Below are 15,653 nucleotides of genomic sequence, written 5' to 3'. Positions count from 1 at the left end.
TGCTTGCGTATTCCCGTGTCTCTGATTCGCATATCAGAAAAATTTGTTCACGATTGTATAATCGGGTGCCATCACCGCGGTGGCACCCGTCACCGGCGTCCTCGGCCCGGTGACGGCGTCAGGGCAGCGCCGGCGAGGAACCAGACGCCGCCGGCGCTCCCGGCCGCGCCTGCGGCGGCCGACGAGCACCCTCGCGACCGGGAGAGTCGTTCTCCCACGTGGCCCGGGGCTGGAAGGTTATCCGGCCTCGACCGCTCACATGAAGCTGCCGAGTCCGGTCTGTTCCTGCCCGCTCTTGACCTCCTCCCAGGAGATGCCCAGCGCCTCGATGACGCGGGCGATGGGGCCCTTCAGCGTCTTGTCGAGCATCTTGTCGTAGTCCACCTCGAACTCGTCTGGGATCTGGTCGGCGTAGTCGAAGCAGATGACGTCCTGCTCCCGTTTGAACTCGCCGTACAGGTGGTCCGACTGCGGGTCGAACTCGCCCGCGTCCTCCAGTGCGGCGAAGTAGTCCGGATGCACCTTCTGCAGATAGAGCCGTTTGGGCTTCGAGCCGCGGTCGAAGTTCGTCCCGAGCAGCAGGTTGGCGTACTTCGCGCCCCGGACCTGTGCCGTGTCCGTGTCGTAGTTGTCGATGCGCTTCCCGATGCCACCCGGGATGGAGATCTCGTCGTAGCTGTACTCGCCGTCGAGGAACCGTTCGATGACGTCGTTGATGTACTCCGTGATCTCCGACTCCTCGGCACCCCGGACCACCATGTCGATGACCTCGTGCTGGACCTCCTTCGTGATGGGCGCGATGTCCGAGCGCTTGTACTCGAAGCCGGTGATGTCGATGTCGTCGACGTGCTTGCCCTCCTTCCAGATGATGTGGCCCGCGTAGCGCTTCTTCTTGCCCGCCTGGAAGAACCGCCGGTAGAGCTTCTCGAACTCGATCTGGAAGCGGTGCTCCTCGCCGCCCGCGATGTCGACGTTCAGCTCCTCCGCGGCGAACGCGTCGTAGGAGTCGTTGATGTGCTCCTCGATCTCGAAGGACTGCTCGATGGCCTCCTCGGGCGAGACGTCGGTGCCGAGCTCCAGCATGACTGAGTCGGTGTTGTGCAACACGACGCCACCGACCGCGTCGACGAAGTTCTCGTTCTCGGCGACGCTCAGGTCGTAGACGTAGCCGTCGTGGTCGACTTCGGTGGTGACCGGATCTCGACCGGAGCGGTAGAAGTCGCACGTTCGAATCGTGTACGATTCCTTCGAGTCGCGGTACTTGAGCGAGTGCTTCTCTCCCCGCTGATTGAGCACCATCGAGAGCCCGCCAGCGAGTTCTCGACTGGTCGTCTCGAAGTCGAAGTTCCGCTCGGCGTACTCGTCGGTGTATCGTGGGAAGGCACGGGACCCATCCCCTTCCACGAGGACGTCGAGGAAGGTCGTCTGGAGTTCGTCGGGAAGATGGTAGACGAACGACGGGATTCGTTTCCCCCGCGAGGTCTGCCCGGCGAACTCGCGGAAGAACACGGCGGCCAGTTCGTTCATCATCTGGAGCTTCAGCGTTCCGTCATCGTACGTCGCACTCGACCCCCCGGAGTCGGTGTCGTATTCGACGGTCCGTTCCGTCTTCACGTCACTCTCGATGATACTCGCCGTCGTGTTGTCGAACAGCCGGTAGTAGTCCGACTGGAGACCTTCGAGCCACTCTCGTCTGGATTCCGAGATACCTACCCCGAACTTACTGTCCGTCGTCTCGATGGTCGACGAACTCCCCTCGCTGATGTAGGCTGCGAGGAGCCGCACCAGCGCGAGTCCGTCCTCGCCGTTCAGGTCGATATGTCGCTTGACCCGAACCGTCTTGTCGAGGTTCTCGTGGTGCGCGTGGCCGAACCAGACCCACTCATCGGATGCGTGGACCTGCTTCACCTTCGTCTCGGCCTCCGCTGCGCCGACGCTGCGGCCGTCCTCGTATTCACGCGTGTATCCCTCCAGCACCTCGTACACGTCGATGGATTCGAGGATTTCTGTGTCCGGGAGTCCGTCGACACGGAGCGGCGCTTTGACCTCGTCGGGCGAAGCCTCGACGAGCTCTCCTTCGTCGTCCTCGACGATGTACGAGTGGTCCGTCGTCGTGGTCGATTCACCGAACTTGTGTTGCAGGTTGACCACCGGCTTGTCGGTCTCGTGTCGGATGGCCTGCGTGATCGGTTGCCATTCGGTGGTTCCGTCGTCGGCGACCGAGAGCGCCTCCCACCCGTCGAGAGAACGGCGGTCCTTCCCCGGAGATGAAGACGCGACCGGTCCTCCATCGGCTGCAACGACGATTTCACGGTCGTGGACGGGGTCACCGACCTCGAACAGGTCCGCAACCGGGGAGATACGAACCATTCCTTCCGGATCTCGAACCACTATCGGGCGGTCGCCGGTCACGCTATCGCCGTACGCAACCTCGTAGTTTATCTCGTTCGCGGCCTGCTCGGTGAACTCGATTACCTTACGCCCTGTCGCGGTTACAGCCGCGCCCATCTCCTTGTCGTAGAGGCGGAAGCGGTCCCAGCCCAGCACGCCGTACAGCGAGTTCATGATGACCTTCACCGCAGCCTGCTGCTGGTCGTAGCGCTCGTAGTCCTCGGTGTCGGGGTCGTGCTGGTTCCGCAGTTCCTTCTTGGCCTCACGCTCTTCGAGCAGTTCGTCGACCATCGCCCGGATCATCCCGTCCTCGTCCTTGCGGAAGTGGGTGCCGTTGGGGGCGTGGTACGTCTCCCCGCCGAACTCGTCGGGGTCGACCTTCGTCTCGGGGCTGGCGTTGATGGTCACCATGCACATCGGGTAGAGCGACTTCAGGTCGAGCACCGTCACCATCTCCTTGACGCCCGTGATGGGGTCGAACACTGCGCCACCCTCGTAGTCCTCCGACTCCTGCTTGCCCTTCGAGGGGAGCACCCACTCGCCGTGGACCTTCTGCAGGACGTACATGTCGACGGCGTCGCCCGCCGTGGGGGCATCTTCCAGCTTGCAGCCGACGAACGTGCGCACCTCGTCGTAGAACGAGATGATGTCCTGCTTCGCGTCGATCTCGACGCAGAGCTCGACGTCGCGGAGGTTGTACTCCAGCAGGCGTTCGGGGTCGTTCTCCCAGAGGTCGCCGATGTCGCCGGTGTAGCGCTCCTTGCCGGCGTCGAGCTCCGTCTCGCCGACGGCGTCGAGCCGGTAGGAGTCGAGCTCGGTGAACTGCCGGCTCTTGTAGGCGTACAGCAGGTCGAAGACGACCCGCCCCTTCACGTTCGGACCGCCCCAGCCCGAGCGCCAGACCTCGTCGACCCGGGAGAGCCGGTCCGGCCGGATGTCCTGGTCGTGCATCGTCGAGTCGAGCACCTCCAGCCGGTCGAGGAAGTACGGCGCGTCGAAGTCCTCGAAGTTCCAGCCGGTCATCACGTCGGGGTCCGTCTCGTCGATGTAGTCGAGGAACGCCTCGAGCATCCGCCGCTCGGCCTCCAGCTGGTCCTCGCCGTCGAACACCTCGACGCGGAGGTCCAGCTCGCCCTCGATGGGGTCGTAGCCGGGCAGCGCGTCGGGTGCCTCACCGTCGAACTCGTCGGCGATGGCGAGCCAGACGACGTACTCGTCGTCGTAGGAGTCGTGCGAGGTGAGACAGATGATGGGCTCCTCGCCGTCCTCGGGGAAGCCGTTGCGGTCGTCGACCTCGATGTCGAACGTGTTCACCCGTGGGTCGGCGGTGAGGTCGGTCGCCTCGACCTCCTCGTGTGGCACCCGGATGGCCCCGCTCGCGCCGCGGCGGTTCGGGACGGTGATGCCGCTGTTGACGCCCTTGTCGATGAGGAAGCGGTTCGGGAACAGCACGTCGGCCTCGAAGTGGTCGAAGCGGTCGCGGACGTTCCCGACGTCACGCGGCGTGCGCCCGAAGATCTTCGTCAGGCGCTCGCCGCGGATGCTCTCGTAGGGCTCACCGTCGTCGTCTTCCGCCTCCCAGTCGACGATGACGTCCTCGTCCTCGAGTTCGGACTCGTCGAACGAGTCGGTCGGTGCGTAGAAGTACGGCTGGAAGCCGAACACCATCACGTGCTCGGCGGTCCCGTCCTCCGTCCGGCCGAAGACGTGCATCACGGGCTGTTCGTGCTCGCCCGACCCCTCGACGGTGTAGTCGACCTGCATCACGGAGAGCGAGACGGTGCCGTCGGGGTCGGGGAACAGGGCCTCGTCGGCCTCGACGAAGTCGGCGTTCTCGAGCCCGGGCGTGGTGACGGCCTCGGCCTCGGCGACGAGGTCGGACTCGCTGAGTCCGTCGTCCTCGTCGGCATCGGTGGACCCGCCGTCGCCGAACGCGCCCCCGAGTGTCAGCTGCTCGGAATCCCCTGCGTCGGTCATTGGCGACGGTTCGGGGGCAGCGATAAAAACGTCGGTGGTTCGCACCCCGCGAACGTCACGTTCACCCCGGTAGTCGGCACTTACCGTCACGTCCTGTCGGTCGAGTCTGATTTACCCGCGGCAACAAGACATATACCCTGTTACTGTCTACCACCGTCTGAGGTGACCGGCTTGTCCGACCACGCAACGCAAACTGACGGACGCACGGCCGATAGAGACGAGATTGACGGCGTCGAGTCCATCGAGACATACGAGACCGACGAGGGGACCGTATTCTACGACGCCGAGAACCCGCTTGCGTGGCTAGAGGCCGGAGAGACGTTCTCCCTCCGAGAGCACGCCTGAGCCGTCCGCAACGCGCAACGCGTAACGCGAACGAGCAACCCTTTTCCTGCCGCCGCCCCAACGGTGAAGCGTGCTGGACGACCTACTGGAGGGTAACGACGAGAAGGGCCCCGGCGAGCCTGACCCGGAGGCCGACCTCCGCGACTACGAGGCGGAGCTCACGCCATCCGTCCGGATCCCCGAGGCACCCTCGCCCAGTTCGACCGCCGACATCGACGCACCGGCGGACCTCCAGCGGAAGTTCTGGGTCCTCGTCCTCGCGTTCAACGCCGCGCTCCTCGCCGGGAGTCTCGGCGCGCTGTACGTCATCTTCCGGAACGACTGGTACCTCGGCGGGCGGCTGCTGGCCGCCGGGCTGGTCTGTTTCGCCTACGGCGCCTACCGGCTGCGGACCTGGGACCTTCCCCGGGGCGACGGCAGCAAGTCGGTCTCGGCGTCCACCCCCGCCGACGACGACGAATCGGCCGCCGGGGACGAGGGGAGCGAACCGGACACGACGTCCGACGACGCAGACGCAACCGACACCGCGGACGGCGACTCCGACGGCGACGAAGTGACCGACGGTGACTCCGACGACGACAACGACTAACCTCTCGCGCCCGAACCGCAAGCCATGCGAACGGTCCGCGACGAGGACGGCCAGCTGTTCCTGGTGGTCAAAGAGTCCGGCGAGTCGACGCTGGTACGCGACCCCGAGACCGGTGTCGAGGAGTTCCGACCGAACGACAGCCTCGCCGCCGTCGACGACGGGTCCGCGCTCGCGGTCGCCGCCGGTGCCGTCCCGCCCGCAGTGCGCCGAATCATGAGTGCCACCCACGACGACCGCTCGCTCGGCCTCCTCGTCGAGCTCGTCGACCGCGAGACCGTCGCGGTGCGGGACCTCCTCGCCGACTACGACCTCTGCGAGAGCGACCTGCTCGGGCTGTTGACCGAGTTCCGTGCCGCCGGGCTCGTCGAGGAAGCACGCGTCGCCGGTGAGCGTGGCTACGCGGCGACGGACCTCGCGAGGGAAGGCGTCACGGCACTCCGCGAGAACGAGTAGGACCGTCAGTCCAGCCCGGGAATCGGCCGCTTCCCGCGCGTGACCGTCGACCGGTTGGTCGTCGGGTCCTTCTCGACGTGGACCAGCGAGTCCGCCGCGCCGACGAGCTCCTCGTCGTGGCTGACGAGGATGATCTGCTCGACGCCGTACTCGGTACGCATCGTCTCGACGAGCGTGAGCAGCTGCGAGACGTGCCCGGAGTCGAGGAAGACGGTGGGCTCGTCGAGGATGAGCGGCGGCATGGGCGCTGCCCCCTCCACACCCTCCGACAGCAGCCGGTAGATGGCACAGCGCAAGCTCAGGTTGAACAGCGCGCGCTCGCCGCCGGAGAGCTGCTCGGGGTCGAGCGTCTCGCCGTCCTTCTGGTACACCGTCAGCTCGTAGTCGCCCGAGAGCTCGATGTGCGAGTACGAGTCGTTCTGGTACACCAGGTCGAACGTCTCGTTGAGCATCCGTTCGAGCGTCTCGACGTTCCGCCGCCGGAGCTCGGCACGCAGGTCGCTGTACATCTCCTGGAGGTCCTGCGCCTCGTCGTACAACGATTCGAGCGCGTCGACGCGTTCGGCCACGGCGTCGCGCCGGTCGCGCAGCGACTCCAGCTCCTCGATCTCGTTCCGGACGCCGCCGATGCGGTCGCGAAGGTCCGCCTCCTCCGATTCGAGCGCTTCGAGCGCCTCGGTCGCCTGCTCGAGGTACTCGTCTGCGCGCTCTTTCTCGCTGCGGGCCTTCTCGACGCGCCCCTCGTCGACCTTCGACTCGAGCTCCCGTTTCCGCTCGCGCTTCTCGGCGAGGCGTTCCCGGCGCTCCTCGTTGAGTTCGGCCTTGCTGGCGCGCTCGTCCCGCAGTCGCTCGACATCGGCCCCGGCGGAGTCGACCGCGCCGAACAGCTCCGAGAGCCGCTCCAGCGTCTCCATGGTGGCTTTCACCGTGGCGCGTCCACCGTTGGCCTCGCCGAGGTCGGTCCGCAGCTCGTCGGCGGCCTCGCGAGTCGACTCGGCGTCCTCGCGCTTCTCCGCGGCCTCGGACTCCAGCGCGTCGGCCTCCTCACGCAGGTCGGCGGCACGTTCGCGCTTCTCCGCGACGTTCCCGGCCTTCTGCTCGCGGAGCTGTTCCAGGTTGTCGCGGTTCTCGCGCAGGCTCGCGACCTCCCGCTCGGCCTCGCGCAGGGCCTTGGCGCGGTCGATGCGCTCGTCGAGGGCCTCGATCCTGGATTCCAGCTCGTCGAGTTCACCTTCCTTCGATTCGAGCGCGGCGCGGTCGTCGTCCAGCGAGTCGACGTGCGGCGAGCCGTCGACGGGCTGGCCACACTCGGGGCACTTGCCCTCGTCGAGCAGCGCCTCGCCCTCCTCGATGCGGGTCCGGAGCGTCTGGACCCCGGTTCGCAGGTCGCTGGCCTCCTCGCGCAGTTCCTCGCGCTCGTCGCGGAGGTCGTCGAGGTGCGACTCCGCATCGCCGAACTCGACGGGCGCGTCGTCGAACGCCTCGCGGTGGCTCTCGATGTCGTCGTCGAAGCCGTCGAGCTTCTCGCGCAGGTCGTCGAGGTCGGCGTCGGCCTCCTCGGCCTCGGCTTCGAGTTCTGTCGCCTCCTCGCGCCTCTGCTCGGCCTCGTTCTCCAGTTCGTCGGCGCGCTCGGCCAGCCGGTCGGCCTCGTCCGATCTCGTGCCGATCTCGACCGAGAGCTCGTTGATGCGCTCCTGCAGCTCCTCGGCCTCGGCCTCGAGCTCGTCGAGCTGGTGGTCGACCAGCGCGGGCGTGTCGTCCGCGTCGACGCCGATGTCGTCGGGCAGGTCGCTCGCGTCGGGCAGGTCGACCTCGTCGAGGAGTTCGTCGCGCTCCGCGCGCAGGTCGTCGAGGCCCTCCTTGCGCTCGGCGATGCGAGTCTTCAGCTCCTCGCGCTCGCGTTCGGTCTCCGTGATGGCGTCCTGCAGCTCGCTCACGTCGGACTCGACCGATTCCAGCTCCGCGCGCTTCTCCTCGTGGTCGTCGAGGACCGCCTGGGCCTCGTCGCGGGTCGCCTCCGCCTCTTCGACGTTGCCCTCCAGCCGCTCTATCTCGTCTCTGGTCCCGTTGAGCTCGCTCTGGAGCTCGTTCAGCTGGTCGTGCAGCCCTTTCGCCTCCTTCTCCGCGACCTGCTCGTCGAGGCTCTCCTTCCGGCCGCGAGCGTTGTCGAGCACGTCGTTCACGCCCAGTCGGGCCTCGCTGGCGCGCTCTCTGTACTCCTCCAGCTTGCCGAGTTGCAGCAGGTCGTCGATGATGTCCTGGCGGGTGCTCGGGCTCGCGTGGATGAGCTTGTTCACCTCGCCCTGGCGGACGTACGCGCAGTTGACGAACGCATCCGCGTCCATCCGCAGCAGGTTCGTGATGGCCGAATCGACCGAGCTCGGGCCCTCCCAGGAGGCGTCGCCGCCTTCCAGCAGACAGTCGTGGGAGACCCGGTCGCCGTAGTCCTTCAGCCCCCGTTCGAGGTGGTAGTCGGTCCCGTCGTGGCGGAACCAGAGCTCGACCTCGCACTCCTCCTCGCCGGTCCGGATGACGTCCTCGCGGGTGCCCGGGATGGCCGCCGAGCCGTACAGCGCGAAGAAGCAGGCCTCCAGCAGACTCGACTTCCCGCTGCCGTTGACGCCGTGGACGACGGTGACGCCGCGGTCGAGACCGAGGTCGGCCTCGCCGTAGCACTTGAAGTTCGAGAGGCGAAGGCGGTCGACCCTCACAGGAACTCCTCCATGGAGGACTGCGAGTCGGTTCCGCCGGCCTGTCCGTCGGCGTCCCCTGCGGGGTCGTCTTCGGGTTCGTCGAGCGTGCCGTCGCTCTCGGTGGTCTCGTCGGGTTCGGCAACCACCGTGTCACCGCCGTCGGTCGACGCCGGCTCCGACTCAGGTGGTTCGTCCCCGCTGGCCTCGTCAGGCGACTCGTCCTCGGCCGGGTCGTCGCCAGCCACGTCGTCGGACACGTCCTCGTCCGCCGGCTCCGCGCCCTCGAAGGCGTCGAGGTCGCCGTCGTCGACGATGCTCTCGACGCGCTCCTTCACGGAGTCGCGGACGTTCGAGTCGGCGACCTTCGACGCGCGGACCGCCTCGTCCACGTCGCGGGCGGCCTGGCTCAGCCCCAGTTCGCGGACGCGCTCCCGGACGGCCTCGTCCGGGTCCGCGAACGTCACGTCGACCTCCTGCTCCTCGTCGAACTCCCGGCGGTCGTTCACCCGGGCGACCAGCGCGCCGCGGTCGATGGCGAGCTCCTCGACCGGCGCGGGGGAGACGGGCTCGCCGTCGCCAGTCACGGTGACGACGACGACGGCGTCCTCGCAGTCGTGCTCGCGTACCGCCTCGCGGACGCGCTCGACGCCCTCGCCCTCCTTCAACTCTACGTCGACGAACCGGAACGGCCGCGTGTCCGGGATGCCCCGGCGGCTGATGGCGACCGTCTCTTCCTCGGTGGCGACGATGTTGTAGCCCCGGTCGTCGCGCTCCGTCGCACTCGCGCGTTCGGTCGACCCACAGTAGGTGACCCACGTCCCGTCGACCTCCTCGACGCCCGGCGCGTGATTGTCGCCGAGCAGCAGCGCGTCGAAGTCGACGCTGGACTCGGTGAGCAGCCGTTCCGTGTCCCAGTCGGCGTGCGCGAACGGCTCGAACAGCCCGTGGCTCACCAGCATCGCGTAGTCGGCGTCGTGTTCGGCGAACTCGTAGTCCAGGTCCTCCCGACGCGACCGCGGCACGAAGTCGAGCCCGTAGAACGCCGTGTCACCGATCACGTGCGGTTCGGCGTCCAGTCTGGTGGCGAGTCCGAGGTCCTCGAACAGGTCGAGCCACTGCCCGTCGCGCTTGCCCTCGTGGTTGCCGACCACGGCGAGGAACGGAATTCCGGCGTCGGCGAGCTCGCGGAGCGCCGCAACGGTCCCCTGGAGGTCCCTGAGTCCGGGGCGTCGGTCGTGGAACAGGTCGCCCGCGTGGACCACCGCGTCCACGTCGTCCTCGACGGCGTCCGCGACCACCCGCTCGAACGCCCGGAGGAAGTCCCGCTGGCGCTCGGGCGAGTGGTACTGCCGGTATCCGAGGTGGGTGTCGGCGGTGTGGATCACCCGTGTCATACCCACCCCTATCGCCTCCCCTGTTATAGACGTTCGGTGGCCGGGGCGGAAGTGGTCGACGGACGGCAGTCAGTCCCCGACCCCGCCCTCGACCACCGTGCCGGACGCGAACGAGTCGGGGACCAGCCACGCCGGGACGACCCGCGTGAGGACGACCATCCCCGAGAGTTCGACCAGCGTCTGCGTGACGACGACGGCCGGTACGAGTTCGTAGCCCGCCGGCAGCGCGAGCGCAAGCGGGAGGACGACCAGCGAGTTCCGCGTGACGGACGTGAACACGAGCGCCCGGCTCTCGCCCACGCCCATCCCGAACTGACCGGCCACCAGTCGTCCCACCAGCGGCATGACGACGAGGAAGGCCACGTACACCGGGACGACAGCGGCGATGCGGCCGATGGAGTCCTGGACCCGGGGGAGCTGCGAGCCGATGACCACGAACAGGGTCACGCCCATCATCGGCACCGGCAGCCAGCCCATCGCGTCCTGCCAGCGTGCGGCCCGCCCCGACCGCTCCGCCCCGAACTCGGTCCCCCACGCGAGCAGCAACGGCAGGGCGATGATGACGACGAACGCCTCGACGAACGGCCCGGCCTCGATGAACTCGGCCACCTCGGGCCCCACGAACAGCCAGAGGTAGGCCGGCAGCAGCAGCAACTGCACGAGCATCAGCGCCGGCGTGGCGGCGGTTATCTGCTCGGCGTCACCGCCGGCGAGCTCCGTGAACGTGATGACGTAGTCGATACACGGCGTCAGCAGCACCATCAGCGTGCCGACGAGCAGCACCGACCCGTCGGGGAGGAACCGGGTGAGCCCGAAGGCGACGACCGGCACCAGGAGGAAGTTCGTCCCGAGGGCGGCGAGCATGAACCGCCGGTTCCGGAACGCACGGCGGATGCGGACGAACGGGATCTCCAGGAACGTCACGTACAGCAGCACGGCCAGCACGGGGTTGATGACCGTCTCCAGCGACGAGCTCACGCTCGGGAGGCCGAGGCCCACGGCGATTGCGACGAGGACGTAGACGGCGTAGACGGCGACCTGGTTGTGCTGGAGCCACCGTTTCGAGAGTCCTCTCATGGGTTGGGGGACAGTATCGTCTCGGGGAAGGAGAGCCGTCGAGAAAAAGGACCCGGAGCGCGCGTCGCGAGGCGTGCACGCGGACCATCGAACCGGAGATGACACGTGGCCGAACACTCACGTTCGGTTCCACGAATCACGGCCGGCACACCAACATTCAAGACGGGTGCTGGAGAGAACAACAGTGACGGATGGGCACGAACGACGGTGGCGAGGAGCTGGTAGCCGATGCCGAGACGCTGGCTGGCCTGGACGGGGTCACGCCGGTGGCGGCGGCCCAGCTGACGGAGGCAGGTGTCACGACGAGCGACGTGACCGAGAAGCGGGTGACGTACACGGACCTGGTCGAGGCGGGCGTCGAGCAGGGCGTGGCGACCGACCTCCGCCGGGAGTACTCGCTCTCGTGGTCGTCGACGCTGGGCGACGGACTGGACGAGCGCGCGGAGTCGATGGGCGGGCTGCAGGACGACGAGCGGGACTGGGTCGCGGCCTCGACGAGCGACTGGGAGGAACTCGGCGTGCGGGGGTACGACCCGGTCGAGCGCGAACCCGTCGACATCTGGGCCGGGCGGGTGCGTCCAACGCCGGTCGAGGCGGTCGTCGACGACTGGGTGGCCGACCAGCTCGCCGAGGCGGGCATCACGTCGGTCCGCCAGCTCGCGTGGGTCGACGCGTCCGCGCTGGCGGCGGCGCTGGAGGTGAACGTGATGCAGGCGAGAACGTGGCGGTTCTCGGCGCGCGAGGCGTTCCAGCGGGAGTGAAGAACGTTCCCAAAAATTTACTACCGCTGTAGTGTGTTTTCTCCGATTCGACAGCGCCACCGAGCCGCCAGTAGCGGCGCTCTACAGCCGCCTCGTGCGTTCGTTCGATACCCCGTTCCGAACACCACGCTTTAATAGTCGGTTCGTGGAACTTGCAACCGAATGCGACCCATCGACGACTCACCCATCGTCCGCGACGGAAAGGTACTGATTCTCGCGATGGACCACGGGCTGGAGCATGGTCCCGTCGACTTCGAGCCGGTCCCCGAGACGATCGACCCGTCGACGGTGTTCGACGTGGGGACACACGACGCCGTCACCGCGATGGCCGTCCAGAAGGGCGTCGCCGAGGCGTACTACCCCTCCTACGAGGACGACGTGAACCTCCTCATGAAGCTCAACGGCACGTCGAACCTCTGGATGGGCGAGCCGGACTCCGCGGTGAACTGCTCCGTCGACTACGCAGTCGAGGAGTGCGGTGCCGACGCGCTCGGCTTCACCCTCTACGGCGGCTCGAACAACGAGATCGAGATGGCCGAGGAGTTCCGGAAGGCCCAGGAGGACGCCCGGAAGCACGACGTCCCGATGGTCATGTGGTCCTACCCGCGCGGCCAGGGCCTGAAGAACGACCGCGACCCCGAGACCATCGCCTACGCGGCCCGGCAGGCGCTCGAGCTCGGTGCCGACGTGGCGAAGGTCAAGTACCCCGGGTCGCCGGAGAACATGGAGTGGGCGGTCGACGCCGCAGGTAAGGTCAAGGTCGTCATGTCCGGCGGGTCGAAGACCGACGACTACGCGTTCCTCAAGCAGGTCGAGGGCTGCATCGCGGCCGGCGGCAAGGGCCTCGCGGTCGGCCGGAACGTCTGGCAGCGCGAGAACCCGCGCGAGATCCTCGACGCCCTCGAAGCGGTCATCTACGAGGGCGCGTCCGCCGAGGAAGCGCTGGACCGATGATGCAGGAGGGAGGGTCCGATTCGACCGTCGACGCGGTCGTCGACGTCATCGCGGAGACCGCACCGGAGATCCGGCAGGGACTCGTCGGCCGCCGCGGCACCGTCGACGAGGAGAACCCGAGCGGCGACGAACAGGTCGAGGCCGACGTGTGGGCCGACGGCCTGCTCGAGGACCGCCTGTCGAGCATCGACGGCGTCGGCCAGTACGCCAGCGAGGAGCGCCCCGACATCGTCGACTGCGGCGAGGGCGTCGCGGTCGCGGTCGACCCGCTCGACGGCTCCTCGAACCTCAAGTCGAACAACGCGATGGGAACCATCTTCGGCGTGTACGACGCCGAACTCCCGGCCCGCGGCGAGGACCTCGTCGCCGCCGGCTACGTGCTGTACGGCCCGGTGACGACGATGCTCGTCGCGCGCGACGGGGCCGTCCACGAGTACGAGCTCTCGGGCGACGAACGCGGCGTCATCGAGCGCGACGTGACCGTCCCCGACGACGCCGTGGTCTACGGCTTCGGCGGGCGCGTCCCCGACTGGCCCGACGACTTCGCGGCCTACGTCGACGAGGTCGAGGACGAGCTGAAGCTCCGCTACGGCGGCGCGATGATCGCCGACGTGAACCAGGTCGTCACCTACGGTGGAATCTTCGCGTACCCCGCCCTCGAATCCGCTCCAAACGGAAAGCTCCGCCTCCAGTTCGAGGGCATCCCCATCGGCTACGTCGTCGAGACCGCCGGCGGGGCATCCTCGGACGGCAGCCAGTCGCTCCTGTCGGTCGAGCCGACCGAACTCCACCAGCGCGTCCCCGTCCACGTCGGCAGCGAGGAGTACATCGACCGGCTGGAGTCCGCGCTGGAGTGACGGAGCTGTTCGGGCACCGGTGACGCCGCGGCAACGACTGCGGCAACCGAAAGGGAAACCTTTCTCACGAAACCCCGCGCACCCCGAGACATGAAGGTGCGCATCAGCGAGGGCGCGTCGGCCGAGGAGGCGTCGGCTATCGCCGCGGCGCTCGCCGAGCACGTCGGGGACGACGTAGAGGTGTACGTCGGTCGGAGCGACGTACCGGCCGCGAGCCACGACGCTCCCGAGGGCGACGACGCCGAGTCCGACGTCCCCGAGGAGTACGAGGACCTCGGCCCGACCGCGCGGGAGGAACTGCTACTCGAACAGATCGAGGAGATCCTGGAGGGCGGCCCCGAGAAGTACAAGGACACGCTCCCCGAGGAGGGCAAGCTGTTCGTCAGGGACCGCATCGACCTGTGGTTCGATCAGGACGACGATGACGCCTTTCTCTTCGAGGACGGCAGGTTCGCCGAGTTCGACGCCGACGACCAGCTCCCCGCAGACGGGCTCATCACCGGGGGGGCGACGTTCGAGGGACGGGACGTCCACTTCATGGCCAACGACTGGACCGTCAAGCGCGGCTCGATGGCCGCCAAGGGCGTCGAGAAGTTCCTCCGGATGCAACAGCGCGCGCTGAAGACCGGCCGGCCGGTGCTCTACCTGATGGACTCCTCCGGCGGCCGCATCGACCAGCAGACGGGCTTCTTCGCCAACCGCGAGGGCATCGGGAAGTACTACTACAACCACTCGATGCTCTCCGGGCGCGTCCCGCAGATCTGTGTCCTCTACGGGCCCTGCATCGCGGGGGCCGCCTACACGCCCGTCTTCGCCGACTTCACCATCATGGTCGAGGGGATGTCCGCGATGGCGATCGCCTCCCCGCGGATGGTGAAGATGGTCACCGGCGAGGACATCTCGATGCAGGAGCTCGGCGGTCCGGAGATGCACGCCACCGAGTCCGGGAGCGCCGACCTCGTCGCCGAGAGCGAGGAGCACGCCCGCGAGCTCGTCTCCCAGCTGGTCACCTACCTGCCTGACAACAGCGACGAGAAGCCCCCACGTGCCGAGTCGAAGGCACCCGCCCGCTCCCCCGAGGGCATCGACTCGGTCGTCCCGCAGGAGCCGAACAAGGGCTACGACATGGAGCGGGTCATCGAGCGCATCGTCGACGAGGGGAGCTACTTCGAGCTCAGACCGGACTACGGCAAGGAGATCATCACGGCGTACGCCCGCATCGACGGCCGGCCGGTCGGCATCGTCGCCAACCAGCCCGCCCAGCGCGCCGGGGCCATCTTCCCCGACGCCGCCGAGAAGGCCGCGGAGTTCATCTGGAAGTCAGACGCGTTCAACGTCCCCCTGCTCTACCTCGCCGACACGCCGGGCTTCATGGCCGGCTCGGGGGTCGAGAAGGACGCCATCCTGGAGAAGGGCAAGAAGATGATCTACGCCACCTCCTCGGCGACGGTCCCCAAGCAGTGCGTCGTCGTCCGGAAGGCGTACGGCGCGGGCATCTACGCCATGTCCGGCCCCGCGTACGACCCCGAGTCCACCATCGCGCTGCCGTCCGGCGAGATCGCCATCATGGGCCCCGAGGCGGCCATCAACGCCGTCTACGCGCGGAAGCTCAACGAGATCGACGACCCCGACGAGCGCGCCCAGCGCGAGGCCGAGCTGCGCGAGGAGTACCGCGAGGACATCGACGTGCGCCGGATGGCGAGCGAGGTCGTCATCGACGACGTCGTGCCGCCGTCGTCGCTCCGTACGGAGCTCGAGAACCGCTTCCGGTTCTACGAGACCGTCGAGAAGGACCTCCCGGACAAGAAACACGGCACCGTCCTGTAGCCCGAACGGGTCGTTCGGGTCGGCAGGGACGTGCTACGACCCGGCCGAACTACCCCGTCGGCCGACGGTATCGGAGCCATACATAGGTCACCGACCCCCGTAGGGAGCATGCCCGAGGACCGTCACGACTCGTAGACCACGACCGTTTCGGCCGTCGGGACAGGTAACACGGCGGACCGTCGATCCGTCGGTTCCCCCCTTCAGGGAGGGAAGATTCATCGTCCCCACGGCGGCACCGACGGCGCCGCCACCTCGACACGCGGGTTCCCGACCCCATCCACACCGTCCAGTCGTCTCTCGGGCGACCCGCGGACCGCATCGGCCGTGTGCCGATG

At 67.7% G+C, this 15,653-nt stretch carries 11 protein-coding genes; 7 read left to right on the top strand and 4 right to left on the bottom strand.

The annotated features are described in order from the left end of the window. Positions 1-255 precede the first annotated feature (255 nt). Positions 256-4,368, bottom strand: coding sequence for a DNA polymerase domain-containing protein (locus NOW55_RS10755; RefSeq protein WP_256400092.1), 4,113 nt, complete (start codon positions 4,366-4,368; stop codon positions 256-258). A gap of 171 nt (positions 4,369-4,539) precedes the next feature. Here NOW55_RS10755 and NOW55_RS10750 point away from each other — a divergent pair, with 171 nt between their 5' ends. From NOW55_RS10750 to NOW55_RS10740, 3 genes are all read left to right on the top strand, one after another. Further along, positions 4,540-4,713 (top strand): DUF7331 family protein, encoded by a 174-nt coding sequence (locus NOW55_RS10750; RefSeq protein WP_438266574.1) that lies wholly within the window; start codon positions 4,540-4,542, stop codon positions 4,711-4,713. Positions 4,714-4,783: 70 nt separating this feature from the next. Then, positions 4,784-5,302 carry a DUF7322 domain-containing protein gene (locus NOW55_RS10745; protein WP_256400090.1) on the top strand — a complete coding sequence of 173 codons (519 nt, stop codon included), beginning with the start codon at positions 4,784-4,786 and terminating at the stop codon, positions 5,300-5,302. A gap of 24 nt (positions 5,303-5,326) precedes the next feature. Further along, entirely contained in the window at positions 5,327-5,755 is a 429-nt protein-coding gene (locus tag NOW55_RS10740) for a DUF7346 family protein (RefSeq protein WP_256400089.1), read from the top strand. A gap of 5 nt (positions 5,756-5,760) precedes the next feature. Here the strand turns inward: NOW55_RS10740 and rad50 are convergent, their stop codons facing one another. From rad50 to NOW55_RS10725, 3 genes are all read right to left on the bottom strand, one after another. Then, a complete protein-coding gene (rad50, locus tag NOW55_RS10735; protein WP_256400088.1) occupies positions 5,761-8,466 on the bottom strand; it encodes a DNA double-strand break repair ATPase Rad50 in 2,706 nt (901 codons plus the stop codon). Next, positions 8,463-9,842, bottom strand: a complete 1,380-nt coding sequence (mre11, locus tag NOW55_RS10730; RefSeq protein WP_256400087.1) for a DNA double-strand break repair protein Mre11 — start codon at positions 9,840-9,842, stop codon at positions 8,463-8,465. Before mre11 ends, rad50 begins: the two co-directional genes overlap by 4 nt. A 69-nt stretch (positions 9,843-9,911) precedes the next feature. Continuing rightward, on the bottom strand, positions 9,912-10,919 hold the full coding sequence (locus tag NOW55_RS10725) for an arsenic resistance protein (protein WP_256400086.1): 1,008 nt from the start codon (positions 10,917-10,919) through the stop codon (positions 9,912-9,914). Positions 10,920-11,110: 191 nt separating this feature from the next. On the opposite strand from NOW55_RS10725, the gene NOW55_RS10720 reads away from it, so the two are divergent. The 4 genes from NOW55_RS10720 to NOW55_RS10705 all read left to right on the top strand — a co-directional run bounded on the left by NOW55_RS10720 (position 11,111) and on the right by NOW55_RS10705 (position 15,318). Then, positions 11,111-11,680 (top strand): DUF7409 domain-containing protein, encoded by a 570-nt coding sequence (locus NOW55_RS10720; RefSeq protein WP_256400085.1) that lies wholly within the window; start codon positions 11,111-11,113, stop codon positions 11,678-11,680. 162 nt (positions 11,681-11,842) lie between these two features. Beyond that, positions 11,843-12,634, top strand: a complete 792-nt coding sequence (locus NOW55_RS10715; RefSeq protein ID WP_256400084.1) for a class I fructose-bisphosphate aldolase — start codon at positions 11,843-11,845, stop codon at positions 12,632-12,634. Beyond that, the gene (locus tag NOW55_RS10710) at positions 12,634-13,491 is read left to right on the top strand and encodes a class 1 fructose-bisphosphatase (RefSeq protein ID WP_256400412.1); all 858 of its coding nucleotides are present in this window, start codon (positions 12,634-12,636) and stop codon (positions 13,489-13,491) included. Before NOW55_RS10715 ends, NOW55_RS10710 begins: the two co-directional genes overlap by 1 nt. 90 nt (positions 13,492-13,581) lie before the next feature. Further along, positions 13,582-15,318, top strand: a complete 1,737-nt coding sequence (locus NOW55_RS10705; RefSeq protein ID WP_256400083.1) for an acyl-CoA carboxylase subunit beta — start codon at positions 13,582-13,584, stop codon at positions 15,316-15,318. Positions 15,319-15,653: the final 335 nt, after the last annotated feature.

The organism is Haloarchaeobius litoreus, assembly GCF_024495425.1.
Classification (GTDB): domain Archaea; phylum Halobacteriota; class Halobacteria; order Halobacteriales; family Natrialbaceae; genus Haloarchaeobius; species Haloarchaeobius litoreus.
Note: the sequence above shows the minus strand (reverse complement) of the source record. Positions and strands in the feature narration are given on the sequence as shown.